Here is a 23,901-nt window from a genome sequence, read left to right as displayed (position 1 = left end):
GGAGTCGCAGAAACGGCTCGGCGGCGGCGAGTCGGGACAAGACACTTCTCCGGGGAGGCGGACGCTCCGAGCATGGAGACGCCGCGACTCGTCCGCGAGAACCTCGGGTACGCGCTCCTCGGCGGCCCGGCGCTGGCCGCCGTCGCGTTCGCCGCCGGCGCGCGGCTCGCCGGTACCGCCGCCGGCGTCGCCGCCGCGGTCGCGGCGTACGCACTCGGCTGGGCACTCACGGAGCGGGGGTCCGAGTCGGCGTCGGAGCGGTCGGCGTCCGAGCGATCGACCGCGAACGCGGACGACGACCGGGACCGCCGCGAGCGGGAGGCCGAGGCGGGGAAGGGCGGCTACGGCGGCGGTGGCGGCGGCGGGTAGCTGAGGCGGTTTTCTCAGTCTCTCTGACCGTCGAATCGGCCGGAAAGACGGGTTTCGAGGCCGCTCGCGGCTGGTAGTCGAGTCATACCTATACTGACGGGGCGCGTCCGTCGCGTATGAACGCCGGACGTTCGACGCTGGTCGCCGCGGCAGTACTGTTCGTCGCGGTGGCCGCGACCGGCGGCGCGCTCGCCGCCGACCCGGTGACGCTCACCGTCTCCGTGACCGACCGGGAGGGCGACGCCGTCGCCGGTGCGACCGTCGAGGCGGCGTGGGAGACCGACGCCGGCGAGACGGGGACCGCGTCCGGGACGACGGCGAGCAACGGGAACGTCCTCCTCGACGTCCCGGAGGGCGCCGGCGTCGAGTTGGACGTCGACGACGACGCCTACGTCCGGAACCGACCGCTCCGGGTCGAGAACGCCAGCGAGACGAACATAGACCTCGGCGTCTCGCTGAGCGGCACCGCGACCGTGACCGTCGTCGACGGGGAGAACCGGTCGCAGCCGGACGCGACCGTCCGGGTCCGCGAAGACGGGCGGACGATCGACCGGGGCGAGACCGACGCGGACGGGCGGTACGAGACGGCGCGCCTCGAACGCGGCGACTACGAGGTCGTCGTCGTGAAGCCCGGGTACCTGGAGGCGTCCGTCGCCGTGACTGTGGGCGACGGCGGCGAGGCCCGGGTCACCGTCGAGCGAGGCACCACGACGCTCGACGTGCGCGTCTTCGACGACCACTTCGACCCGCCGGTCCCGATCGAGACGGGGGCGGTGCGGGCCTCCTCCCCGGTGTTCGACGGGCGGGTGAGCGTGACCGACGGGACCGCCTCGCTCACCGTACCGGTGAACGCCGTCTACACGGTCGCGGTCGTCAAGGACGGATACGACGCCACGTCCGAGCGGGTCAGGGTGGAGGAGTCGTCGGTCAGCGTGAACGCCACCGCGCAGCGCAGCGCCGCCCTCTTCGCCGAGCCCGCGAACGATCGCGTCCTCCTCGGAGAGACGACGCGCGTGACCGTGCGGAACGCCTACGACGAGCCGGTCGGTGGTGTGACCGTCGAACTCGACGGCGAGGCCGTCGGGGAGACTGACGACCGCGGCGAGCTCGAAGTAACGATCCGGACCGCCGGTGACCGGACGCTCGTCGCGCGGGACGGCGACACCGCCTCCGAACCGGTGACGGTCGTGGGCGTCGACGAGTCGGCGGCGAGCGGCGACGACGGGAGCGCCGACGACGCGGACGGCGGCGCGTCCGACGGCGACGCGTCGAGCGGCGACGGGACCACCGACGACGAGAACCCCGGATTCGGCGTCGTCGCGGCCGCGGTCGCTCTCCTCGCGCTGGCCGTCGCGGGCCGGATCCGCGGCCGGTGAGTGCGTCGCGGCGGCCGTCGGGAGCGACCGGCTGACGAGCGCCCGCCGGCCCGCCGGGGTCCCTCAGCGGGAGTCCGGGGCCGCGTCCGCGAAGTAGTCCGCGAGCCGCTCGGCCGCCTCGGTCGCGCGCGGCGTCACCAGCGCGAACCGGATCCACTCGTCGCGGGCGGTGCCGAACGCCTCGCCCGGCATGCCGGCGACGCCCGCCTCGTCGATCAGGCGCTTGACGTTCGCCATCGTGCCGGGGAACCCGTCGAACCGCACGAGGACGTAGAAGGCCCCCTCCGGGCGGCTGTACTCCGCGCCCGCCGCGTCGAGCGCGTCGGTGAACGCCGCGACCCGGTCCGCGAGCAGGTCGCGCGACTCGGCGTAGTACGACGGCTCCGTCTCGGCGAGCGCGTGGTAGACGGCGTACTGGGAGGGGCGGGCCCCGGTGACGTTCACGAGCATGTGGCGGGTCTTCGCGTCGCCGACGTGCGCCTCGGGGAACACGCCGTAGCCGACCCGGAGCCCCGTGATCGCCATCGACTTCGAGAAGCCGCTGGTGACGATCACGCGCTCGGAGTCGAGGGTCAGGGCCGACTCGAAGGAGCCGGCGAGGTCGAACCGACCGTACACCTCGTCGACGACGACCACGGCGTCGGCCGCCTCGGCGACCGCGACGACCTCGCGGACCGCGTCGAGGTCGTAGACGGCGCCGGTCGGGTTGTTCGGCGTATTGAGAACGATCAGCGCGGTGTCCTCGCTCGCGGCCTCGCGGACCGCGTCGACGTCGAGGCTCCCGTCGCGGGCGGTGGGCACGAGCGTCGGCTCCCCGCCGAGCAGGTGGGTCTTGCCCGGGTAGTACGGGTACACCGGGTCCATCAGGAGCGCCTCGTCGCCGGCGTCGCGGTCGAGCGCGCGCGCCATCGCGAGGTAGTTCGCCTCGCCGGTGCCGTTGGTGACGACCACGCGGTCGGGGTCCACGTCGCGGCGCTCGCCGATCGCCTCGCGGAGCTCGCGGAGCCCGTCGCTCGGCGGGTACTGGAAGTCGGCGGGCGGCAGGTCGGCGTACTCGCGGAGCGCGTCGCGGAGCGCCGCGGGCGGCTCCCAGTCGGGGTTGCCGCTCACCATGTCGATGACGTCGCCGTCGGCGGCCGCGGCGTACTGCATCACGTGGAAGAACTTCGGCTCCTCGTACTCCATACGGTCGGGTCGGACGCGGTCGCCGTGGCTCTTTCGACCGGCGCGCGGCGGGCGCGCGGAGCGCGGGACCCGGTCCCGCCGAGCCACCGCGATCCGGTGGTTTGACCTACCGACACGCACAGCGGGTGGTATGAACAAGCGCGGCCACGTCCTCAACGGCCTGCTGCTCGCCCTCGGGCTCGGGTTCATCGTCGAACCGGGGCTCGACGCGGCGACCGCGACGACCGTCGCCGAGATCACCGTTCCCGTCGTGTTGGGGGCGCTGTTCCCGGACGTCGACACCGCCTTCGGGCGCCACCGAAAGACGCTCCACAGCCTCCCCGTGCTGGCAATCTTCCTCGCGTACCCGATCTTCTTCGGGAACCTCCAGTACGTCTGGATCGGCGTGTTCACCCACTACGTCCTCGACGTGGTCGGGAGCCGCCGGGGCATCGCGCTGTTCCACCCGCTCTCGGACCGGGAGTTCGGGCTGCCGAGCGGCGTGACGACGAGCAGTAAGTACGCCGACCTCGTTACCGTGATCATCACCGCGATAGAGCTGGCCGCGTTCTGGGCGATCCACACCTACGTCGTCAGCCTCGGCCTGGACCTCTCGGCGGCCTCCGACGCCGCGGCCGGGTTCGGGCTGTGACCGCGACGCGCTACTCGTAGACGCTCACGTCGTCGAACCGGCCCTCGTAGGCGACGTTCGACGGCAGGGTGGGCTCGTTGCCGGAGAGGAACATCCGGTCGAGCTTCGCCCACGTGTTCTCGTAGCCGAGGTGCGCGAACTCGACGAGCCCCCGGAGCCGGTGGCCGATCCCGCCGCGGTGGATCACCGTCCGCGGGCGGCGCTCGCGGAACGCCTCGGCGACCGCCGCGGCGTCGTCGAGGTCGCCCTCGAAGGCGGTCCACGCCTCGCCGACCGTGCCGGGGAGGTGCGCGTACGACGAGCCGAAGCCGGCGCAGCCCGTCTCCTTCGCGGTCCGACGGGCGCGGGCGTTCTGGTGGGGGAGGAGCTTCGTGTTGTACGTCTCGACGGCGTCGATCCGGGCGGCGTGCGCGTCCACCTCGGGCCGCGTGAGCGAGATGGTGGCGAACCCGGGGTGCGGGACGAGGACGGCCGCGTCCTGGCGCTCGAACTCGGCCATGGCGCCCTCGAAGGTGATGTAGTCGGGGACCGGGTCGGAGAGCCCGAGCGCGAGGAGGTGCCGCCTGTTCCCCCAGTCGCCGGTGAACACCTCGCGGGCGGGGACGACGGTCAGCTCGTCGTCGGTGTAGCGGGCCGCGCGCTCGCGGACCGTCGGGAGCCGCGTGAAGTGCGGCGCGTACACGAGCGCGTCGATCCCGCGGGCCTTCGCGCGGGCGACGACCTCGTCGTCGAGCACCTTGACGTGGGCGTCGACGCGCGTTTGCGATCGGGTCACGGTCGCACGGTCGTCGCGCCCGCGCAAAGGCGTATCGTTCGACGACGACGGTGCCGCGATCGCCGGGCGGACCGCGGGGCGGCGGACCGTCGCGGGACCCCGCCGAGTTGGGAAACCGTTAATCCCCCTCGGGCGAGTGTTCCGGGTATGGCCCCTCGCTGGACGTGCGGCATCGGCGACTGCGACGCCGCCTTCGACGACGTGGAGGCGGCGATCGTCCACCAGACGAACGACCACCAGCGCCACGAGTGTAAGGTGTGCGGCACGATCGTCCCGGACGGCTACTTCGCGATCCGCCACGCGTTCGACGAGCACACCCGCGCCGAGTTCGTCCGCGCGTACGACGCCGACTCCGCGGCGGTCCGGCGCCGCGAGGAGATCAAAGGCGAGATCGAGGCCGCAGCGGACCTCCAGCGCGTCGTCAAGGAGCTCGACCGGGACGTCTGAGGCGGGTCCGTCGCCCCCGAGTTACAGCACCCGCTTCCCGAACGCGCTCGCCGCGAGCTCCGTCGCCAGCTCCGCCGTCTCGTTGTGCTGGTCCAGCGTCGGGTTCACCTCGACTATCTCCATCGAGCGGAGCGCGTCCGTCTCGTCGACGATCTCCATCGCGCTGTGCGCCTCCCGGTAGGTGACGCCCCCGCGGACCGGCGTCCCCACGCCGGGCGCGGCGTTCGGGTCGAGCCAGTCGAGATCGAGGCTGACGTGGATCCCGTCGACGCCGGCCGAGGCGACGTCGAGCGCCTCCTCCGTGACCTCCGTTATCCCCCGCTCGTCGATGTCGGACATCGTGTACGCGGCGAAGTCGCGCTCGCGGATGAGCTTCGCCTCCGCGCCGTCGACCGACCGCAGCCCGACGAGGGCGACGTTCTCCGGCGAGAGCCCCGGCGCGGTCGCCCACTCGGCGTCCGCGAACTCGCCGATCCCGAGCGCGGCCGCCAGCGGCATCCCGTGGACGTTGCCCGACGGCGTCGTCGCGGGCGTGTTGAGGTCGGCGTGCGCGTCGAACCACACGGCGCCGATGTCCGCGTCGCGCGCGGAGCCCGAGAGGCTCCCGATGGCGATCGAGTGGTCGCCGCCGAGCGCGAGCGGCACGTCGCCGGCGTCGAGCGTCGCGGCGACCTCGTCGCCGAGCTCCCGGCACACGTCGGCGGTCTCGCGGAGGAACTTCGCCTCCCCGACGCTGGGCGCGTCCGCGTCCGGGTCGCGCTCCTCCGCCCGCGGGACGGGGAGGTCGCCCGCGTCAACCGCCTCGACGCCAGCGCCGGCGAGCTGGTCCGCGAGCCCGCCGTACCGGATCGCCGACGGTCCCATGTCGACACCGCGTCGGTTCGCCCCGTAGTCGGTCGGCGCGCCGATGATCCTGACCGTGGTCATACCGGGTACGCGACGCCGCGGCGCTTGAATGGTGGGGATCGACGCGGCCGCGGCCCGCGACGGCGACGCGCGATTCGCCCCGCCGGACCGGACACGTTTTGCGCCCGGGCCGCCACGGGGCGGTCATGGGCAGTTCCGACTCCTACTCGGTCGACCCCGGCGACATCGAGCCGATCGGCGCGACCATCGCGGTCGCGTTCACCGGCGCGGCGATCGGGCTCGTCGGCGCCGCGGTGTCGTTCGTCGCCGTCGACTTCGGGCTCGCGCTGATCGGCGTCGGCGTGGTCGTCGCGCTGTCGAGCCCGCTCGCGTACGTGCGCATGAAGCGGCTGCGCGGGGAGTAGGCCCGGAACGCGCTGCGCCGGCTGTGCCCGGCCGTCGAGGCGGTTTCACACGATCATTTATAAGCGAATTCCATCGCATTTAAGCGGGGGCGTCGTGTATTCGCGACCATGTCATCGATCGAGCTCACGTCGAGCCAGAAAAGCATCCTCACGGCCCTCATCAACCTGTACGGGGAACAGGAGGACGCCGTGAAAGGCGAGGCGATCGCCGAGGAAGTAGACCGCAATCCCGGGACGATCCGGAACCAGATGCAGAGCCTCAAGGCCCTCCAGCTCGTCGAGGGCGTCCCCGGCCCGAAGGGCGGCTACAAGCCCACCTCGAACGCCTACGAGGCGCTCGACATCCAGCGCATGGACGAGCCGGCCGACGTGCCGATCTCCCACGAGGGCGAGCAGGTCGAGGGGATCAACGTCGACGGGATCGACCTCTCCAGCGTCCACCACCCCGAGCTGTGCCGCGCCGAGATCCACGTCCAGGGCTCGGTCCGCGACTTCCACGAGGGCGACAGCGTCACCGTCGGCCCGACGCCGCTCTCGAAGCTCGTCATCGACGGCACCGTCGACGGCAAAGACGACACCGCGAACATTCTCATCCTGCGGATCGACGACATGCGGGCGCCCGACGAGCCGGCCGAGCACTGATCTAGAAGCGGGACTCGTCTACCGGTTCGAGAAATCCTCGGAGAACGCGGACTGATTCGTCGACGAAACGTCGAGGGTCGGGAGCCGACGGCGCGTGGGGCGTCGCTCGGGCTTACATGTCGCCGAACGCGCTGACGCCGCGGCTCGCGGAGGAGACCTTGGCGATCCAGCGCGTGGCGATGGCCTTCTTCAGCAGCTTCGCGGGCTTGCCGCCGAACGTCTTGATCGGCATGCCCATCACGTCGTGGGCGACCGCCTCCTCGCCGACGGAGATGACGGTCCCTTTGTCCTCGTGGGTCCACGAGCGGAGCGGCGCGCCGCGGGCGGCGCGCGCGAGGTTGGCGCCGGCGACCTCGGCGGCCTGCCAGGCGGCCTGCGCGGTCGGCGGCGCCACGTCGTCCTCGCCCTGCTCGACGAGGGCGGTGTCGCCGATGGCGAACACGCGGTCGTCGCTGGTGGCGAAGTCGGAGCCGGCGTGGACGCGGTTCGAGCGGTCGTCCTTGTCGACCTCGACGTGCTCCAACTCGGGCTGGCCCGTAATTCCGCCGGTCCAGATCAGCACGTCGTAGCCGAGCTCCTCGGGCTCTTCGTCCTCGCCGCCGCCGAGGTAGACCGCGTCCTCGTCGGCCTCCGAGATGAAGTCGCCGGTGAGGATGTCGATGTCGGCGTCTTCGAGCCGCTGGCGGAGCGCGCCCTGGATCTGCGGGTCGTTACCGGGGAAGACCTCGTCGAGCCCCTCGACGAGCTTGATGTCGAGCGGCGCGCGGTGCTTGTCGCGGTACTCGGCGATCTCGCCGGCCGTCTGGATGCCGGAGAGGCCGGCGCCGCCGACGATGACCTGCGCGGGATCCGAGCGGGTCGCGTCCGCGGCCGCCTCGCGCACGTCCTCGTGGATCGCCTTCGCGTCGTCGAGCCCCTTCAGCTGGTGGGCGTTCTCCTTCAGGCCCTCGATGCCGAAGAACGCGGTCGTGGAGCCGACCGCGAGGAGGAGGTAGTCGTAGTCGACGGTCGTGCCGTCGTCGGTCTCGACGACGCGCTCGTCGGTGTCGACGTCGACGACCCGGCCCTGGACGAAGTCGGACTCGGGCGACTTGATCTCGTCGACGGGGATCGTGATCTTGTCCTCGACGGCGGGGTTGCGGATCGCTCGGTGGACCTCGTGTAAAACGAGGTGGTAGTCGTGTTCCGAGATCCACGTGAGATCGGCCTCGCCCTCGCCGACCTCGTCTTCGAACGCCTTGACCGCCCCTGCGCCGGCGTACCCGGAGCCGACGACCACGACCTGTGAACTCATGCCTGTCGCTCCGCGGCCCGCGGGTAAAGTCGCTTTGGAACGGTCGCGATCGGCGGTCCGGCCCCCGGCGGGACGGCGCGTTACAGCGAGAGCCCGGCGTGCCAGCGGTCGGCGCCCGCCTCCCGCTTGACCTCGTCCATGCGCGCGAGCAGCTTCACCGCGAGGCTCGCCGTCTCGGCCGCGCGCGACTCGCCCTCCGTCCGGAACTCGCCGGTGACGCGGTTGGCGTAGACGGAGCAGACCGCGCCCGCCCGGAGCCCGTAGACGTTCGCGACCGTGAGGATCGCCGACGCCTCCATCTCGATGTTCTTCACGTTCGCGTCCCGGAGCTCGGCGACCAGCTCGTTCGAGCCGGCGGCCTCGAACCCCTCGAATCCGGGGCGGCCCTGCCCGGCGTAGAAGGAGTCGGCGCTCATCGTCACGCCGGTGTGGTAGTCGTGGCCCAGCCGCTCGGCGGCCGCGACCAGCGCGGAGACGACCTCGCCGTCCGCGGCCGCGGGGTAGTCCTCGCGGACGTACTCGTCGCTCGTCCCCTCCTGCCGGACGCCGCCGGTCGTGATGACGAGGTCGCCCACCTCCATCTCCGGCTGGATCGCGCCGCAGGAGCCGACCCGGATGAACGTGTCGACGCCGACGCGCGCCAGCTCCTCGACGGCGATGGCGGCAGACGGGGAGCCGATGCCGGTCGAGGTCACCGAGATGGGCGCGCCGTCGTACGTCCCGGTCGCGGTGCGGTACTCGCGGTGGCGCGCGACCTCCTCGTGGCCGTCCCACAGCGCGGTGATCTTGTCGACCCGCTCGGGGTTGCCCGGGAGGAGGACGGCGTCCGCGACGTCCTCGGGCGCGGCCTCGACGTGGTAGCCGGCCGCGTCGTTCGGGTCCTCGCTCTCGGCGTCGGCGGCCGGGCCGTCCGCGCCGGAACCGCCGGCGTCTGGTTCGTCGGTCATGTCCCCGGCGTTTGGTGAGGTTTTTAAAAGTAGTTCCGGCTCGGCGGCGACTCCGACCCTCTTGTGGAGCGGTTCGAACATCTTCGCCGCCCTTGCCGCGGCGTTGGAACCCGGGTCACGATTGACCCCTCGGATCGCGTACTCCCGGGGGGAGACGACTCCACAGCCACCATGAGCACCGACGACGAATCGATGTACACGACCGTGGACGAGGAGGACAGACGGCTCCTGGAGGAGGCCGGGTTCGACGCCGACCTCGGCGCGGAGATGGCCCGCGACGCGCAGCGGGTGGCCGCGGACGAGCTCTCCGAGGTCGAGTTCTACCGCCGGTACCACGACCGGATCCTCGAGGAGTTCGACGTCGACGACCGAGAGGTGGAGATCCCCGACCCCGACGAGGTCGACGCGGACGACGTGAGCGCCGTCGAGCGCGTCGAGGAGGCGTTCGGCGGCGTCGGGGAGGCCCTACGGAGCGTCGGCGGCGACGACGCGGAGTCGCGTCGGTCGGTGATGAAGAAGGGCGCGGCGGCGGCCGCGCTCGGGCTCAGCGGGCTCGGCACCGCGGGCGCGACCACCGGCGGCGACGGCGCCGGAGGGGCCGGCGCCGGCGGCGACGACGAGGGGACCCGCTGGGGGATGACGATCAACCTCAACAACTGCGACGGGTGCCTCGCCTGTATGGTCGCGTGTAACCAGGAGCACAAGCTCTCCCGCGGGGCGAACTGGATGTACGTGTTCTCGTTCGAGGACGAGGGGCAGGGCGACGAGACGAACTTCCTCCCCCGGACTTGCCAGCACTGCACCGACTCGCCGTGCACGAAAGTGTGCCCGGTCGGCGCCCGCCACACCCGCGAGGAGGACGGCCTCGTGCTCACCGACTACGACATCTGTATCGGCTGCCGCTACTGCGAGGTGTCGTGCCCGTACGGGGTCAACTACTTCCAGTGGGGCGAGCCCGACGTGCCCGAGTCCGAGGTCGACGACGACCACCAGATCGACGACCGGGGGCGCTGGGTCGGCGCCCGCCCCCCGGAGGGCGTGATGGGCAAGTGTACGTTCTGCGTCGACCGGCAGGACGGACAGATGGGCGAGGAGAAGGTCGGCACCACCGCCTGCGAGGAGGCGTGTACGATGAACGCGATCCACTTCGGCGACCTCAACGACCCGGAGAGCCCGCCGAACCAACACCTCCGAGAGTACCACGACGGACAGGAGAACGACACGTCGGACTACCCGAACCGGAAGGGCCACACCGTCTCGACGTTCAAGCTGATGGAGGAGCGCGGCACCGAGCCGAACGTCCGGTTCGTCGGCAACGAGCCCTCGCCCCACGCCGAGCAGGTCGAGGGGCCGGTCGCGTACGAGGACGTGGGGCTCGTCGACGACCGCAAGGAGGTCCTCGATCAGGGCGCGGCCGCGAACGGGGGTGAGGAGGCGTGAGCGTCGACGGCGTCGACGTGACCGACGTCGACCGCGAGGCGCTCGTCCGGCCGATCAAGACGTTCTCGACGAGGTACGTCGCGGCGCTCGCGGTCGCGCTCGGCCTGATCGGCGTCTGGCTGTTCTTCTACAGCCGGCAGCTCCGGCACGGCCTGATCGTCACGAACCTCTCGGACTGGGGCTCCGGCGGCGGCGTGCCGTGGGGGCTGTACATCGGCGCGTTCATCTGGTGGGTCGGCATCGCCCACGGCGGGATCATCCTCTCGGCCGCGGTGCGCCTGCTCGGGATGGACACCTACCAGCCCGTCGCGCGCCTCGCCGAACTGCTCACCATCGCCGCGCTGACCTGCGCCGGGACGTTCATCCTCATCCACGTCGGTCGCCCGGACCGGCTGGTGACGAGCGTCCTGCCGGCGTGGCCGACGCGCGTCCAGTGGTCGCCGCTGATGTGGGACGTGACCGTCATCACGGCCTACTTCGTGCTGACGGCAACGTACCTCGCCTTGACGATCCGCTACGACGTGAACCGGCTCCGCGACCGGCTGCCGGACCGCCTCGAACCCCTGTACGCGGCGCTGACCGTGGGGTACACGGAGACGGAGGACGAGGTCGTCGAGCGCATGGTCTGGTGGATCGCGTTCGCGATCATCATCATGGCGCCGCTGTTGCTCCACGGCGGGGTGATCCCGTGGCTGTTCTCGCTGCTGCCGTCGATGGCGGGCTGGGCCGGCGGCGTCCAGGGCCCCTCGTTCCTCTCCATCGCGCTGACCTCGGCGGTCGCGGGGATCATCATCGTCGCGGCCGCGTTCCGGTACGCGTACGGCTGGGAGGAGCTCATCCCCCGCGCCGTCTTTCGGGGGCTCGCCAAGTGGCTCGGCTTCTTCAGCCTGATCTTCCTGTGGCTCCAGCTCCAGCAGGTGATCACGGGGATCTTCGCGGCGCCGACGACGCTCCAGCACGCGACCGAGGTGAAGATATCGACCCCGCTGTACTGGGTCGCCATCGGGCTCGTCGTCCTGGCGATGCTGTACGCCTTCGCGACCGCGCTGCGGCCGGACCTGTTCGACCTGCGCGCGCTCGTCGGCATCTCCGTCGGCGTGCTCTTCGGCACGCTCTCGGAGAAGGTGCTGTTCGTCGTCGAGGGGCTCCAGCACGCGCACTTCGCGCTGTACGACGGCGTGCCCGGTCAGTACGTCCCCTCGGCGGTCGAGGTGTCGGCGGTCTTCGGGACGATCGGCGTCGTCGTGCTGTTCTTCCTCGTCGTCTCGAAGGTGATCCCGGTCGTCGAGCTCCACGCGATCGAGGACCACGAGGAGGTGGACACATGACCGCGCTCGCGCCCCCGCCGGCGCTCCTCGCCGCGGTCGCGGCCCTCGCGCCCGCCGCGTGGCCCGCGGTCCCGCTGTCCGCGGAGTACACGCTCCCGTTCGTCGGTCCGGGGACGTACCTGATCTTCGGGATCGTCCTCGCGCCGGTGTACGCGATGGTCGCGGCGTGGTTCCTCGGCGACCCGAGCGACCGGTTCGCCGGGCTGCTCGGCGTCGGCTACCTCGCCGGCCTCACGACCGTCCTGTGGGGGAGCCTGTTCGTGGCGACGCTGATCATCGGGGCCGTGTTCTTCTGACGCGGCCCCGGCGGCACTCGTACAGCGTCCGAACCGACTCAACGCCCGAACCGAACCCGAACCGACTCGACGCCCGAACCGAACCCGAACCGACTCGACGCCCGAACCGAATCCGAACCGACTCGACGCCCGAACCGAATCCGAACCGACTCGCCGTCCAACCCAGACCAATGACACTCACCGAAGCCGAACTCACCGACCGACTCGCCGCGGTAGAGGACCCCGAGAACGGCGACGACATCGTCTCGATGGGCCTCGTCGACGACGTAGCGATCAGCGACGGCACCGCCGAGGTGTCGCTCGCGTTCAACGCCCCGCACGCGCCGGCGGAGATGGAGATCGGCGACGCGGTCCGCGAGGCGATCGAGGAGGCCGGACTCGAACCTGACCTCCGCGCCGAGTTCCGCGAGGAGCACGGCCACGAGACCGACGTGCTCCCCGGCGTCCGCAACGTGATCGCCGTCGCCTCCGGGAAGGGCGGCGTCGGCAAGACGACCGTCGCCGCGAACCTCGCCGCGGGGCTCTACGAACGCGGCTCGCGGGTCGGCATCCTCGACGCCGACGTCCACGGGCCGAACGTGCCCCGGCTGCTGCCGACCGAAAACGAGCCCGGCGTCACGCCGAACGAGGAGATCGTTCCCCCGGCCTCGGACGGCGTCCGCGTGATGAGCACCGACCACCTGATGCCCGACGGCGACCAGCCGGCGGTGCTGCGCGGCCCGATGGTGAACAACGTGATGATGAAGTTCGTCAACGAGGTGGAGTGGGGACGGCTGGACTACCTCGTCGTCGACCTGCCGCCGGGCACCGGCGACGCCTCGCTGAACCTGCTCCAGTCGCTGCCCGTCGCGGGCGTCGTCATCGTCACGACGCCGCAGGAGATGGCGGTCGCCGACGCCCGCAAGGGGCTCCGCCTGTTCGACGAGCACGACGCGCCGGTGCTGGGCGTCGTCGAGAACATGAGCGCGTTCCGCTGTCCCGAGTGCGGCGACGACCACGCCGTCTTCGGCGAGGGCGGCGGCGACGAGATCCGCGACGACTACGGCGTGCCCGTCCTCTCGCGGCTCCCCGTCCACCCGGACTTCGACTCGGCCGGCTCGGACGGCCCCTCGGTGCGCGACCCCGACAGCCCGGTCCGCGAGGACCTCTTCGAGATGGTCGATTCCGTCGCGGACCGCGTGGGCGAGGTGAACCGGCGGCGGGTCGCCGAGCGCGTCGGCGAGTGGGACGCCGAGGGCGACGAGGGCCGCGAGGCGGGGGGCGGGACGGCGGACCCGGACCCGGTGTCGGCGTCCGAGTGACGGGCGGCGCCGGCCGCGTCAGTCCGCGTCGCCGTCGCCGGCGTCGGCGGGGGTCGCCGCGGCGTCGTCGAGCGTCCCCTCGCTGATCGTGTTCGGGAGGAGTTCGCCGAGGGTGTACTCCGTCACGGCGTCGCCGCCCTCGTCGCAGGCGACGACGAGGTCGTCGGCCGCGAACTCCGCGAGCGTCTGCCGGCACATCCCGCAGGGGGTGACGCCGTCGCGGACGCCCGACGAGACCGCGATCCGGTCGAACTCGCGGTGACCGTTCTTCACCGCCTCCGCGAGCGCGACCTCCTCGGCGTGGAGGCTGTTGGAGTAGTTCGCGTTCTCGATGTTACAGCCGGTGTACACGGTGCCGTCGGCGGTCCGCAGCGCGGCGCCGACGCGGTACTCGGAGTACGGGACGTGGGCGGCCTCGAGGGCCTCGCGCGCCGCGGCGATCAGGTCGTCCATACCGGCGCGTGACGCGGCGGGCCGATAACTGTACTGTGTCGCGGTCGCGGGCGGCCCCCGGTCCGGTCAGGCGCGGTCGACCCACGCCGAGAAGCCGCCGTCGATGAGCGTGTCGGCCTGCTGGCGGATGTACTCGCGCTGGGTGTCGACCACGGCCGTCTCGAAGTCGTCGCCGTCGTCGAGGCGGGCGCGGACGCGGTCGCGCTTCCAGCTCGCCGGCGTCGTGCGGTTCGCGACGCGCCAGCGGAGCGGCGCGATCCACTCAGCGGCCTCGTCGGCGGCGCAGCCGGCGGTCCGGAGCCCGGCCTCCGCGTGGTCGAGTAAGTCCTCGTACAGCGCGTCGGTGTCGGTCGTGTGCTGGCCGTCCGGGCCGATCCACTCCATCTCGGCGTCGAGCCCGTCGGCGACCGCCGCGTAGAAGTTGTCGCGGGCGGTCTCCCAGTCGAGCCCGATGACCGGGTGCTCGCGCTGGGCGAGCGACTGCAGCAGGCCCGCGAACGCCCCCTGGAACGCGATGGAATCGCGGACCGTGGGCTGGCCGGGGATCGGGCGGAACTCGATCCGCGCGTTCGCCGCCGAGCGGCTCGCCCCCTCGAAGACGGGGCGAACCCAGCGCCAGTAGCTGCCGTGTTTGGTCCGGAACGTCGCGAAGTCGTCGTCGAACCGGTCGCTGCCGCCCGGGTCGGGCATCGGGATCAGCGTCTCGTCGGCCGCGATGCGGTCGACGGCGGTCTCGACGTCGCGGAAGTCGCGCGGGAACCGCACCTTGTCCGCGTCGGTGCGGGCGTTGAGGACGGACTCGAACACGTGGACGCGGTTCTCGGTCGCCCCCTCCGCGAGGATCCGCTCGCCGTCCCAGCCGTCGTCGTACAGGTCCGGCGGGAAGAAGGGGGAGTTAACGCCGAGCGCGAGCAGCGGCCCGGCGATCCGGAGCGCGTACCGGAAGTGCCGCGGCAGCGTCTCGGCGTGCGCCACCTGGTAGTGCGGCTGGATCGACGTGATGAGGCTCTCGGGCATCACCGTGTCCGCCGTCAGCGACACCCCGGGGGCAGAGAGCTCGACACGCCCGCCGGCCGCCCGCGCGTCGTCGGGTCCGTCCCCGTCCGCCGCGTCGGGGTCCGCGTTCGCCATCGCGTGGTAGCGGACCGCGTCGCTCATGTTGACCGCGACGACGACGCCGTCGACCTCGACGCTGTCGGTGAGGTAGCCCTCCGCGGTCTCGCCCGCGGGCGGGATGGTCCAGAGGCCGTCGGAGACGAGCCGCATCCCCTCGACGCCGGCGGTGTTCTCCGCGGCCTCCAGGCGCGCCCGGACCTCGGCGAGCTGCGCGCGGAGCCCGTGGTCGGAGAGCGGCTGCGGGCTCGTGCACATCTCGGCGTTGTGGAGCCCGAGCTCCTTCTCGAAGCCCATCAGCTCCAGCAGGCGGCGCGGCACGCGCATCAGCGCGTACTCGCCCGCCCGCGACTCCTCGCTCCACCGCCCGTCGCCGACCGCGTAGAACTCGTACTCGAAGCCGACGATCGACTGGTGGTTGTCGAAGGAGCCGTCGCGGAGCTCCTGTTTGACGATCTCGGCCTCCTCGGCCGCGCGCTCGGCGAACGCCTCGGCGTCGACCGAAAGCGCCTCTCGGACCCCGTCGGCGAGCGCGGACTCGGTGGTCATGCGACCGGGGAAGGAGTCGGGGAGGTGAAAAGGTCACCGGCCGCGAGAGCGTTCGGGTCGGGTTCCCACGACGGCGCCGACCGGCTCCCGCGCCTACTGGTTCGCCGAGCGCGCGTCGAGCGCGACGGGGATCGACCGGCTCGCCACGTCGCCCGCGAACGCCTCGCCGTCGGCTTCCAGCAGGTCGAAGGTGTCGTAGTGGATCGGGACGACGAGGTCCGGGCCCATCGCCTCGGCGAGGTCGGCCGCCGCGCGCCGGTCGGCGACGATGCCGCCCCCGCCGATGTTCGCGAGGAAGACGGAGACGTCCAGCTCGGCGAACCCGTCGAGCGCGTCCGAGTCGCCGGGCCAGAAGACGGTGCGCCCCCCGAGCGACAGCAGGAAGCCGCAGCCGAAGCCGGGCGGGTGCGCGACCGAGCCGTCCGCGTCGGCGTTCGGTCCCTCGGGGTCGTTGTGGGCGGGGACAGACCACACCGTGACCTCGCCGGCCGGCGTGTCGACGTCGACGCGGTCCTCCTCGCCGACGCGGACCACGTCGTAGTCGGCCGCGAGCGCGTCGATCGGCTCCACGTCGCGGTCGATGCCCGCGGGGTCGACCGCCTCGTAGATGACCACCGTCGCGTCCTCGCTCGCGACCGACCGGATGCCGTCGCTGTCGTAGTGGTGGTCGTGGGTGACGACGACGAGGTCGCCGTCGCGCGCCCAGTAGTCGTCGAGGACGCCGTACCGACCGGGGTCGGTGTAGGCGACCGGCCCCCCGTCCGTCTCCAGCCGCGCCGTCGCGTAGCCGAGCCACTCCACGGTGAGCTCCTCGAATCGGACCGTCATGTCACCGGGTCCGGCCGCGGGCGCCTTGAGGGTGGCTATCGGTCGCGGTCGCCGACGTCGTCGCCCGCGCCGCGCGTCCCGCCGGCCGCGTCGACCCCGTCGTCGATCACGACCAGGTCCCACGCCGCCGCGAGCGCGTCGTCGTCGAGCGAGCGCCCCAGCGCGTGCTCCGGGACGAGCGGCATCGGGACCGGGACGTACCCGGCGTCGCGCATCGCCCCGAACCCGCCGAGCGTCTCGACGACCGCACCGTCGTCGCCCCGGCGGACCCGGAAGCGCTTGTCGTCCGGGTCGCGGCGGTACGCGAACGGGAACGCCTCGTCGGGGGGCGTCCGGAGGCTCTCGACGCCGGCGAGGACCGCGACGGGAGTCCCGTCGACCTCGCAGACGAGCCGCGGGACGACCGGGCGGCCCGCCTCGTCGACCGCGGCGGCGTCGACCCCCGAGTCCGCCGTCACCGGGCCGACCGGGGTGTCCGTCTCGCGCCACGCGAACGTCGGCTCGCCGAGCCCCTCCGCGCGGACGCAGGCGTAGCCGCCGCCGGCGACCGGGATCCGGTCCGGCCCGAGGTGGAAGGTCCGCCGTCCGTCGCGGCGCGCGGCCAGCAGCGGCGGGTCGGCGAGGAGGTCGCGCACGGCGGCCGCGGTGGCGTCGTCGCGGGCGACGAACAGGACGCTGCGGTCGCGGTCGAGCGCGTGGCCGAGCCGCGAGACGATCACGGTCGGCGTCGCGTCGTCGGGCGCGAGCGGCTCGACCGCGATCCGCTCGTCGCCGCGGGCCGCGACCGCCGGTGGCTCGGCGCCGCTCTCCGGGCGGTCGACCGCGAACCCGTCGGCGGCGAGCCGGGCGGCGGCCGCGTCGGTGAGGTCGCGCCGCGTCGCGTCGCCGAGCGGGCCTGGCATGGGCGTCACTACGCGCCGAGGGGTCAAGGGGTTTCGCGTGGCGGAACGCCGGGGGCGGTCGCGTCGCCGCCGGCCCGTCGGCCGCGGCTCAGTCGTCGCCGGCGAGCCGACGGACCCGGGCGAGCGAGTCGGCGTCGTCGACCTCCTTGTCCTCGCGGACGCCGACGAACCGCGGGAACCGGAGGGCGTAGCCGGCCGAGTACGTCGGCGAGGTCTGGATCTCCTCGTAGCCGACCTCGACCACCAGTTCGGGGTCGAACGCGACCGTCGTCCCCGTCTCGTCGACGACGTGCGGCTCCAGCCGCTCGGTGAGGTCCGCCAGCGCCTCGTCGGTGATCCCCGTGGCCACCTTGCCGACCGTCGCGTACCCCGCCGGCACGGGGGCGTCGGCGTCGCGGTCGGCCGCGTCACGCTCCGCTGCGTCACGGCCCGCTACGTCACGCTCCGCTGCGTCGCTCGCGTCCCCCCCGTCGTCGCGGACGGCGAGGAGGAACGTGCCGAACAGCTCCGCGCGGCGCCCCTCGCCCCACTCGGCGCCGACGACGACCGCGTCGAGCGTCTCCACGTCCGGCTTGCGCTTCAGCCAGTCGCGCCCGCGGTCGCCCGGAGTGTACGCCGCGTCCGGGTTCTTCAGCATGACGCCCTCGTGGCCCGCGTCGAGCGCGGCCCGCTCCGCGGCCGCGATCGCCTCGGGGTCGTCCGCGAGCGTGAGGTCCGCGGCGGCGTCCGGGAGGACCGCCCGGAGCCGGTCGTGCCGCTCGCGGAGCGGGCGGTCGAGCAGGTCGTCGCCGTCGGCGTGGAGGCAGTCGAACGCGTGGAGCCGCAGCGAGACCGCCTCGCGCATGCGGTCGACGTCGTGTTTCCGACGGAAGCGGCGCAACACCTCTTGGAACGGGAGCGGGTCGCCGTCGTCGTCGACCGCGACGACCTCGCCGTCGAGGATGACCGGGACGTCGACGCGCTCGGCGACGTACTCGACGATCTCGGGGAGCGCCTCGGTCACATCGTCCATGTTCCGCGAGTAGAGCCTCGGTCCGAGCGCCCCGTCGCCGCCGGCCGCGGCGTCGGCGCCGCCCGCTCCGTCGTCGCCTCCGGAGTCGTAGTGGACCTGAACGCGGGCGCCGTCGAACTTGGTCTCGACGGCGACCTCGCCGAAGGCGTCGACCGCGTCGGTCGCGGTGCCCGCCTGCGCGAGCATCGCCTGGACCGGCCGCCCGACGCGCAGCGACTCCTCGCGGAGCCCCGCGACCCCCTCGTCGCGGGCGCGGACCGCGACCCGGCCGTAGTCGTTCGTCACCTGGAGCGCCCGCTCGACGGCCGCGACCGCGTCGTCGGGCGCGGCGAGTTCGGGCTCCGCTCCGGTCGCTCCGTCTTCTTCAGGCGGCGCGGGCGACGCGAGGAACGCCTCCGCGACCGCGTCGCGGACCGTCCCCTCGCCGACGCCGAGCCGCATCTCGCCGAGGACGAGGCGGGCGAGGAACGCCGCCTCGCTCGGCGAACAGCGCGTGAACAGGCCGAACAGCGCGTCCCGCTTGCGCGACTCGCTTCCCTCCCCACTCGCGGCCGCGAGGTCGCGCAGTTCCTCGTCGAGCGCGGCCACGGTGAGCGCGTCGCGGCCGCTCCCGAACGCGGCGAGCCCCCGCTGGCCGCCGAGGTCGTACTCGGCCGCGACGGCGCCGATCTCGCCGCGCTCCGCGAGGCGGTCCTCCACGTCGGCGGCCGAGACGTTCTGCCCCGCCGCGCGGGCGATGGCCTCGCGGCAGAGCGCGGGGCCCACGTCGAGGGTCCGGGTGTCGTGGGCGGGGAAGACGCGACCGAGGAGGAAGCGGACGACGACCGGGAGGTCGTCGGTCGAGCCGTCGTCCGCGGCGCCGCCGGCGTCCGCGAGCAGGTCGGCGACCGCGAGCGTGGTCTCGATGTCGCCGTCGTTCGCGGCCACCCGTTCCGCCCGTTCGGCCAGCGCGGCGAACTCCATACGCGTCCGGTCGGTGGGCGGGGGGCAAAAGCGGCCCGATGCGCCGTGCGCGGCGGGGCGCGGTGGGCGAGCGGATCCGCGTCGCGGCGGGGGACGCCGGCGGACGGGGGCCGCGGGGAACCGCTTTTCACCTCCGGTCTCGTACGAGCGTTCATGTACGTCCGCGACGCCAAAAACCGTGACGAGGCGTGGTTGTTGGACGCCATCGAGCAGTTGGGGCTCGACGACGTCGCCTTCCGGTCACGGGACTACGTGATCGCGGTCGACGAGGAGTCCGGCGACCGGGCGGGGTTCGGCCGCCTCCGCCTCCACCGCGGCGACGAGGACGAGGCCAACCGGATCGAGCTCACCGGCATCGGCGTCCTCCCGGAGTGGCGCCGGCGCGGCGTCGGGGCGCACGTCGTCGAGCGCCTCGTCGACACCGCGGCCGCGGACGGGTTCGAGACGGTGTACGTCCTCACCGACCAGCCCGACTACCTCACGCAGTTCGGCTTCGAGCGCGTCGACACCGACGACCTCCCGCCCGCGCTCTCTGACCGCCTGACGGAGAAGCGGGAGTTCCTCGGCGGCGGGGTCGTCGGCCTCGAACTGGCCGTCGACGCCTTCGAGATGCCGAGTTCCCTCCGGAAGGCGTTCAAAGACGCCGAGCCGACCGGCGACGACGAGCCCGAGGAGTCCGCCGAGGACTTCGGCATCGACCCGGACTCGGCGACGTACAAGTACGACACCGGTCGCTGAGTCGCGATACAACTGCTTTTGAGGTCTGGCGCGTGCCGGCGAGCGGCCGCCCTCGGCGGCCGCGAGGAGCACGCGCGAGGGACGCGGCGACCGTAGGGAGCCGCGAGGCTGGGGAGGCGTGAGGTGCCGTGCGGTGCGGGGGCGGGACTCGAAGGGGCAGTCGCGCGGCCGGCGTAGGCGACGCAAGCACCGCAGGGAGCGAACGGAGTGAGCGACCGAGGAGCACAGCGAGCGTACGGCGGCCGCGCGGCTGGGGCTTCGGGGGTGTTCGCGGCGGCGACGTCGATTGTTTATACACAGAACTCCGCGCAGACGGCGTTCATTTATAAACAACCGCTCGCGAGTTCGACGCTCACGCCGGCGACAACAACGTCGTATCGTCGCCACTCAGCGAACGATAATCGGTATGAATGGCGGACAGGCGGGGTAGCCCGACGTTCCGTCACGGGGTATCCCGATTGCCTCCTCCACCCCGCGACCCGACGAGCGACGGGCGTCCGGCGGTGGGCTGCTCGCTTCCGCGCCTGACCCGGTGTCGCCGACGAACCGCGACGGACCGCTCCTGCGAGCGGGCGCCACGGACCGCTGTCCCCGGCGGACGAGGCTTCCACGTTGGCTCTCGGGGCCCGTGCCGGTCTGACCGGACGTGCCCGCTGTTCGGTCCCCGCTGAAGACTGCCTCACGGGTGACGAGCGGGGCCTAACCGCCCGACCTAGTCCGTTCGACGATATTCGGGTGCGGCATAAGGGCCTTTCGTTCGGCGGGCGCCGTCGAGGCGGGGCAGGGCGGGGCAGGGCGGGGCGGGGCGAGACGGAGCGGGGCGTCGCGGAGCAGGGGGCGCGACTACGTCAGGAGGCCCCGAGCGTACGCCGCGGCGGCGAGCGGGACGGGAACGGAGAGCGCGACGACGACGCGCGCGTGCCACACGAGCCAGAGGTGGTCGCGGAACACCGGGCTCGGCTCGACGGCCAGCGCCCAGCTCGCGGCGCTCGCGGTCGTGGCGACGCCGAGGACGACCGCCACGCCCGCGAGCGTTCCGGGGTCGACGTTCCCGCGTTCGACGGAGGCGATCACGACCGCGGACAGCAGGGCGAACAGCGCGATGCCGCCCCAGCCGACGACGCCGGAGGCGTAGTACGTCGCCAGCTGGGCCGTGTACTCCGGCCCCGTGATGACCGCGTACGGCGCGACGAGCGCGACGACGGTGACCACGGCGGCGGCGATCCCGACGCGACGCGAGACGGCGCGGAGGTCCATACCGGCCCTCGGGACGGCGCCGCGGTAAAAGGACCGGATCGGTCGCGGCGGACGGGCGTAACGGGCCAGCACGTCGCGTGATCGGGGAGGCGGCTCGGTGCGCCCCGTTCCCGTAGGGTTTTGCCTCATCGGCGCCCATCGTAGGGCATGACACTGAACGTCGAGCCGCCGGACCCCCCCGAACTCGCCGCCGTCGACCCGAACGAGTACGAGGACGCCGAGGTGGCGGGCGGCGAGTACCGCCGCGACGAGCTCGAAGCGTTCCTGCGCGAGGGCGCGTGGGAGGAGGCGTTCGGGGAGTGGGCCGCCGGCAGCGACATGGACGAAGACGACTGGCAGATCGCCGTCGACCTCGGACTAGTCTCCCGGTTCGACTTCTTCTGGGACGACTTCGCCGACCGCGTCGGCTACCACGCGCCGGGCCTTCCCGAGGACTGGAAGGAGCGCGACCTCCATCCCGACCTCGACTCGTGGGGCACCGTCTCCGCGATCAACGCCGGGCTCACGGAGCTGGGACAGATCGTCTGCGAGACGCTCAAGGAGGAGTACATCGACTGGGAGGCCGACTTCGAGGCGCCGGACGACCTGCCCGACTTCGAGGCGTAGCCGGCAGCGCGCTCGCGCGGAGTCGTCGGACCCGCCTTACGTCCGCGGACCGCTCAGTGGCCCCAGAGGTTCCCGTCGGGGTCGTAGCGCGCGTCCATGATCCGGTCCCACTGCTCGTCCGAGAGGTCGAGGTCGGCGGCCGCGACGTTCTCGTCGAGCTGGTCGACCGTCCGCGCGCCGACGATGGGGACGCAGGTGAACTCGTCCCACTCGGTGAGCCACGCCAGCGCGACCTGCGCGGGCGTCGCGTCGAGCTCGTCTGCGACCTCCCGGACCGCGTCGAGCACCTTCCAACCGCGCTCGGAGAGGTAGAAACGCTCGAACCGGTCGTCGAAGCTCGCGCGGGAGCCGTCGGGCGCGATCACCTGCTCCGGGTCGTCGGGGTCAGCGCGCTCGTACTTCCCGGTGAGGAACCCGCCCGCGAGCGGGGAGTACGGGCAGACCGCCAGGTCCTGGTCGATACAGACGTCGAGGTACTCCTTCACGTCCTCGTAGTAGCCCGCGTGGTGGAGCGGCTGGACCACGTCGAAGGAGGCGTAGCCGTTGACGTCGGCGGTCCACTGCGCCTTCGTCAGCTGCCAGGCCGCCATCGTCGAGGCGCCGAGGTGGTGGACCTTCCCCTCGGCGACCAGCTCGTCGAGCACGCGCATCGTCTCCTCGATGGGCGTCTCGTCGTCCCAGCGGTGGATGTAGTAGACGTCGAGGTAGTCCGTCCCGAGCCGGTCGAGGGTGCCCTCGACCTGCGCGCGGATGTGCTTGCGGCCGAGCCCCGAGTCGTTGGGACCGGGCTCGCCGCGGCCGTCGAACGGGAAGTACACCTTCGAGGCGATGACGTAGTCCTCGCGGTCGCGGTCGGCGAGCCACTCGCCGATGTACGTCTCGCTTTTGCCGTTCGGCGTCCCGTACACGTTGGCCGTGTCGATGAAGTTGATCCCGCGGTCCGCGGCCGCGTCGAGGAGCTCGTGCGACTCCTCGCGGCCGGTCTCCTCGACGCCGTTCGTCTCGCGCCCGAACCGCCACGTGCCGAAGCAGAGCTCCGAGACGCTGAGTCCGGTGTTCCCGAGCCGTCGGTAGTCCATACGCGCCACTCTCGCGCGGGGTGGGTAAAGCGTGGCGGCACCGGCGGGGAGCGCGCGGGAGGGCGCCGTCCGGGGGACCGCGACTACCCGAAGTTCTCGACCTTCGCGGCGTCGGCGTCGCCGCCGGCCGCGTCGACCGCGGCCTCCGCGTCCGCGACGAGGTCGGCGAACCCGTAGACGAACACCGTTTCCCCGGCCGCCCCGGTGAGCACGTCGGCGACGGCGTCGGTCAGGGGATCGTCCGCGTCCAGGAGGCGGACCGCGGCGCCGCGCTCGCGGAGCGCGTCGATCCGGTCGGCGTGGGCGACGTCGTCGTCGCGGTAGACGACCGCGGCCTCGGCGCCCTCGTCGAGCGCGCGCTCCGCGATGGCGACCGCGGGGCCGACCCCGGGACCCCCCGCGATCACGACGGCGCGGGGCTCGCCGTCGTAGTGCTGGTCGCCGAACGGCCCGGAGAGGGTCATCTCGGTGCCGGCCTCGGCGTCCGAGAGGAACGCCGAGAAGTCGCCGCCCTCGTCGGGGTCGATCCCGACGGTGACCTCGAAGGCCTCGCCGACGCGGGGCGACGAGAGTGTGTAGAAGCGGGCGACCGACTCGCCGTCGATCTCGGTGCCGAGCTTCACGAACTGTCCGGGTTCGGCCGCGAACCCCTCGGGCGCGGTGAAGCGGAGGGCGTACGTGTCGGGACCCACCCGCTCGACCGACTCAACCGTCGCTGTCGTGTCCATACCCCGGATCGGCGGGGGAGACACAAACGCCTTCCCGTCGGCGTCGGTCCTGCCCGTGTCGAAACCGGTTCCTCCGGGGCGGCTCAACCGATACCTCCGGAGCTGCGCGGACGCGCTCATCTGTTCGAGTCGACGCGCCCGTCGCCGCGTCGCGGGCCCGTTCCCGACCGAGAGTATTCGACGGTCGTCGAAAACCGGTCCGACGCGAGGGGTCGATCGTGAGGAATTTGGTGAACGTATGTTTAATTATGCTCCATTCAAATCCGATATAGCAGCTTAGAGGCGACAATATTCGCGAGAGCGGACACGTTCGTCCAGAAACGTGTCGGTGGCTCCTTCCAGAAGCCTTTTGATGAGTCCGCCGGAACCTT

Annotated in this window: 25 protein-coding genes and 1 other RNA gene; 12 read left to right on the top strand and 14 right to left on the bottom strand. The window is 72.4% G+C overall.

Annotated features, from left to right (window positions below; all coding sequences use genetic code 11):
• Window positions 1-72 precede the first annotated feature (72 nt).
• Both DVK05_RS02875 and DVK05_RS02870 read left to right on the top strand, forming a co-directional pair.
• Window positions 73-369 carry a hypothetical protein gene (locus DVK05_RS02875; protein ID WP_121561909.1) on the top strand — a complete coding sequence of 99 codons (297 nt, stop codon included), beginning with the start codon at window positions 73-75 and terminating at the stop codon, window positions 367-369.
• 116 nt (window positions 370-485) lie between these two features.
• On the top strand, window positions 486-1,745 hold the full coding sequence (locus tag DVK05_RS02870) for a carboxypeptidase regulatory-like domain-containing protein (protein ID WP_121561908.1): 1,260 nt from the start codon (window positions 486-488) through the stop codon (window positions 1,743-1,745).
• A 63-nt stretch (window positions 1,746-1,808) separates the two neighbouring features.
• Here the strand turns inward: DVK05_RS02870 and DVK05_RS02865 are convergent, their stop codons facing one another.
• Window positions 1,809-2,930, bottom strand: coding sequence for a pyridoxal phosphate-dependent aminotransferase (locus tag DVK05_RS02865; RefSeq protein ID WP_121561907.1), 1,122 nt, complete (start codon window positions 2,928-2,930; stop codon window positions 1,809-1,811).
• Window positions 2,931-3,060: 130 nt separating this feature from the next.
• On the opposite strand from DVK05_RS02865, the gene DVK05_RS02860 reads away from it, so the two are divergent.
• On the top strand, window positions 3,061-3,561 hold the full coding sequence (locus DVK05_RS02860; RefSeq protein ID WP_121561906.1) for a metal-dependent hydrolase: 501 nt from the start codon (window positions 3,061-3,063) through the stop codon (window positions 3,559-3,561).
• Between the two features lie 10 nt (window positions 3,562-3,571).
• Here the strand turns inward: DVK05_RS02860 and DVK05_RS02855 are convergent, their stop codons facing one another.
• Window positions 3,572-4,363 (bottom strand): PHP domain-containing protein, encoded by a 792-nt coding sequence (locus tag DVK05_RS02855; RefSeq protein ID WP_121561905.1) that lies wholly within the window; start codon window positions 4,361-4,363, stop codon window positions 3,572-3,574.
• Window positions 4,364-4,483: 120 nt separating this feature from the next.
• Between DVK05_RS02855 and DVK05_RS02850 the strand changes: the two genes are divergently transcribed.
• Entirely contained in the window at window positions 4,484-4,783 is a 300-nt protein-coding gene (locus DVK05_RS02850) for a hypothetical protein (RefSeq protein ID WP_121561904.1), read from the top strand.
• A gap of 21 nt (window positions 4,784-4,804) precedes the next feature.
• Here DVK05_RS02850 and rocF read toward each other — a convergent pair whose 3' ends face one another.
• Window positions 4,805-5,710 (bottom strand): arginase, encoded by a 906-nt coding sequence (gene rocF, locus DVK05_RS02845; RefSeq protein ID WP_121561903.1) that lies wholly within the window; start codon window positions 5,708-5,710, stop codon window positions 4,805-4,807.
• Between the two features lie 125 nt (window positions 5,711-5,835).
• Here rocF and DVK05_RS02840 point away from each other — a divergent pair, with 125 nt between their 5' ends.
• Together DVK05_RS02840 and DVK05_RS02835 are read left to right on the top strand one after the other, a co-directional pair.
• Window positions 5,836-6,054: a hypothetical protein gene (locus DVK05_RS02840; protein WP_121561902.1), complete on the top strand. Its 219-nt coding sequence runs from the start codon at window positions 5,836-5,838 to the stop codon at window positions 6,052-6,054.
• Between the two features lie 108 nt (window positions 6,055-6,162).
• Complete coding sequence (locus tag DVK05_RS02835; protein ID WP_121561901.1) at window positions 6,163-6,696, top strand: Rrf2 family transcriptional regulator; 534 nt, start codon at window positions 6,163-6,165, stop codon at window positions 6,694-6,696.
• A gap of 112 nt (window positions 6,697-6,808) precedes the next feature.
• Here the strand turns inward: DVK05_RS02835 and DVK05_RS02830 are convergent, their stop codons facing one another.
• Both DVK05_RS02830 and DVK05_RS02825 read right to left on the bottom strand, forming a co-directional pair.
• Window positions 6,809-7,990, bottom strand: coding sequence for an NAD(P)/FAD-dependent oxidoreductase (locus DVK05_RS02830; RefSeq protein ID WP_121561900.1), 1,182 nt, complete (start codon window positions 7,988-7,990; stop codon window positions 6,809-6,811).
• A gap of 80 nt (window positions 7,991-8,070) precedes the next feature.
• Complete coding sequence (locus tag DVK05_RS02825) at window positions 8,071-8,937, bottom strand: nucleoside phosphorylase (protein ID WP_121561899.1); 867 nt, start codon at window positions 8,935-8,937, stop codon at window positions 8,071-8,073.
• A gap of 171 nt (window positions 8,938-9,108) precedes the next feature.
• Here DVK05_RS02825 and DVK05_RS02820 point away from each other — a divergent pair, with 171 nt between their 5' ends.
• The 4 genes from DVK05_RS02820 (at window position 9,109) to DVK05_RS02805 (ending at window position 13,302) form a co-directional block, all read left to right on the top strand.
• Entirely contained in the window at window positions 9,109-10,377 is a 1,269-nt protein-coding gene (locus DVK05_RS02820; protein WP_121561898.1) for a 4Fe-4S ferredoxin N-terminal domain-containing protein, read from the top strand.
• Window positions 10,374-11,705 (top strand): NrfD/PsrC family molybdoenzyme membrane anchor subunit, encoded by a 1,332-nt coding sequence (nrfD, locus tag DVK05_RS02815; protein ID WP_199712275.1) that lies wholly within the window; start codon window positions 10,374-10,376, stop codon window positions 11,703-11,705. The genes DVK05_RS02820 and nrfD overlap by 4 nt, the downstream gene beginning before the upstream one ends.
• Window positions 11,702-12,001: a hypothetical protein gene (locus DVK05_RS02810; RefSeq protein ID WP_121561897.1), complete on the top strand. Its 300-nt coding sequence runs from the start codon at window positions 11,702-11,704 to the stop codon at window positions 11,999-12,001. Before nrfD ends, DVK05_RS02810 begins: the two co-directional genes overlap by 4 nt.
• A 170-nt stretch (window positions 12,002-12,171) precedes the next feature.
• Window positions 12,172-13,302 (top strand): Mrp/NBP35 family ATP-binding protein, encoded by a 1,131-nt coding sequence (locus tag DVK05_RS02805; RefSeq protein WP_121561896.1) that lies wholly within the window; start codon window positions 12,172-12,174, stop codon window positions 13,300-13,302.
• A gap of 18 nt (window positions 13,303-13,320) precedes the next feature.
• Here the strand turns inward: DVK05_RS02805 and cdd are convergent, their stop codons facing one another.
• The 5 genes from cdd to DVK05_RS02780 all read right to left on the bottom strand — a co-directional run bounded on the left by cdd (window position 13,321) and on the right by DVK05_RS02780 (window position 19,122).
• Window positions 13,321-13,755 carry a cytidine deaminase gene (cdd, locus tag DVK05_RS02800; protein WP_121561895.1) on the bottom strand — a complete coding sequence of 145 codons (435 nt, stop codon included), beginning with the start codon at window positions 13,753-13,755 and terminating at the stop codon, window positions 13,321-13,323.
• A gap of 66 nt (window positions 13,756-13,821) precedes the next feature.
• The gene (locus DVK05_RS02795; RefSeq protein ID WP_121561894.1) at window positions 13,822-15,417 is read right to left on the bottom strand and encodes a hypothetical protein; all 1,596 of its coding nucleotides are present in this window, start codon (window positions 15,415-15,417) and stop codon (window positions 13,822-13,824) included.
• Window positions 15,418-15,510: 93 nt separating this feature from the next.
• A complete protein-coding gene (locus DVK05_RS02790; protein WP_121561893.1) occupies window positions 15,511-16,245 on the bottom strand; it encodes an MBL fold metallo-hydrolase in 735 nt (244 codons plus the stop codon).
• A gap of 35 nt (window positions 16,246-16,280) precedes the next feature.
• Window positions 16,281-17,147: a hypothetical protein gene (locus tag DVK05_RS02785; protein WP_121561892.1), complete on the bottom strand. Its 867-nt coding sequence runs from the start codon at window positions 17,145-17,147 to the stop codon at window positions 16,281-16,283.
• 88 nt (window positions 17,148-17,235) lie between these two features.
• Entirely contained in the window at window positions 17,236-19,122 is a 1,887-nt protein-coding gene (locus DVK05_RS02780; RefSeq protein ID WP_121561891.1) for an ATP-dependent DNA ligase, read from the bottom strand.
• Between the two features lie 153 nt (window positions 19,123-19,275).
• On the opposite strand from DVK05_RS02780, the gene DVK05_RS02775 reads away from it, so the two are divergent.
• Window positions 19,276-19,860 carry a GNAT family N-acetyltransferase gene (locus DVK05_RS02775; RefSeq protein ID WP_121561890.1) on the top strand — a complete coding sequence of 195 codons (585 nt, stop codon included), beginning with the start codon at window positions 19,276-19,278 and terminating at the stop codon, window positions 19,858-19,860.
• A gap of 411 nt (window positions 19,861-20,271) precedes the next feature.
• On the opposite strand, the gene ffs is transcribed toward DVK05_RS02775, so the two are convergent.
• Together ffs and DVK05_RS02765 are read right to left on the bottom strand one after the other, a co-directional pair.
• An RNA gene (gene ffs / locus DVK05_RS02770) (signal recognition particle sRNA) lies at window positions 20,272-20,583 on the bottom strand.
• A 120-nt stretch (window positions 20,584-20,703) separates the two neighbouring features.
• Complete coding sequence (locus DVK05_RS02765; protein ID WP_121561889.1) at window positions 20,704-21,117, bottom strand: hypothetical protein; 414 nt, start codon at window positions 21,115-21,117, stop codon at window positions 20,704-20,706.
• Between the two features lie 147 nt (window positions 21,118-21,264).
• Between DVK05_RS02765 and DVK05_RS02760 the strand changes: the two genes are divergently transcribed.
• The gene (locus DVK05_RS02760; RefSeq protein WP_121561888.1) at window positions 21,265-21,723 is read left to right on the top strand and encodes a hypothetical protein; all 459 of its coding nucleotides are present in this window, start codon (window positions 21,265-21,267) and stop codon (window positions 21,721-21,723) included.
• 53 nt (window positions 21,724-21,776) lie between these two features.
• Here the strand turns inward: DVK05_RS02760 and DVK05_RS02755 are convergent, their stop codons facing one another.
• Together DVK05_RS02755 and DVK05_RS02750 are read right to left on the bottom strand one after the other, a co-directional pair.
• Window positions 21,777-22,802, bottom strand: a complete 1,026-nt coding sequence (locus tag DVK05_RS02755) for an aldo/keto reductase (protein ID WP_121561887.1) — start codon at window positions 22,800-22,802, stop codon at window positions 21,777-21,779.
• Between the two features lie 83 nt (window positions 22,803-22,885).
• Window positions 22,886-23,530 carry an FAD-dependent oxidoreductase gene (locus tag DVK05_RS02750; RefSeq protein WP_121561886.1) on the bottom strand — a complete coding sequence of 215 codons (645 nt, stop codon included), beginning with the start codon at window positions 23,528-23,530 and terminating at the stop codon, window positions 22,886-22,888.
• Window positions 23,531-23,901: the final 371 nt, after the last annotated feature.

This window comes from Halorubrum sp. Atlit-8R (assembly GCF_003666025.1).
GTDB lineage: Archaea > Halobacteriota > Halobacteria > Halobacteriales > Haloferacaceae > Halorubrum > Halorubrum salinarum.
The sequence above is the reverse complement of the archived record's forward strand: the minus strand, read 5'-3'. Positions and strand labels throughout refer to the sequence as shown.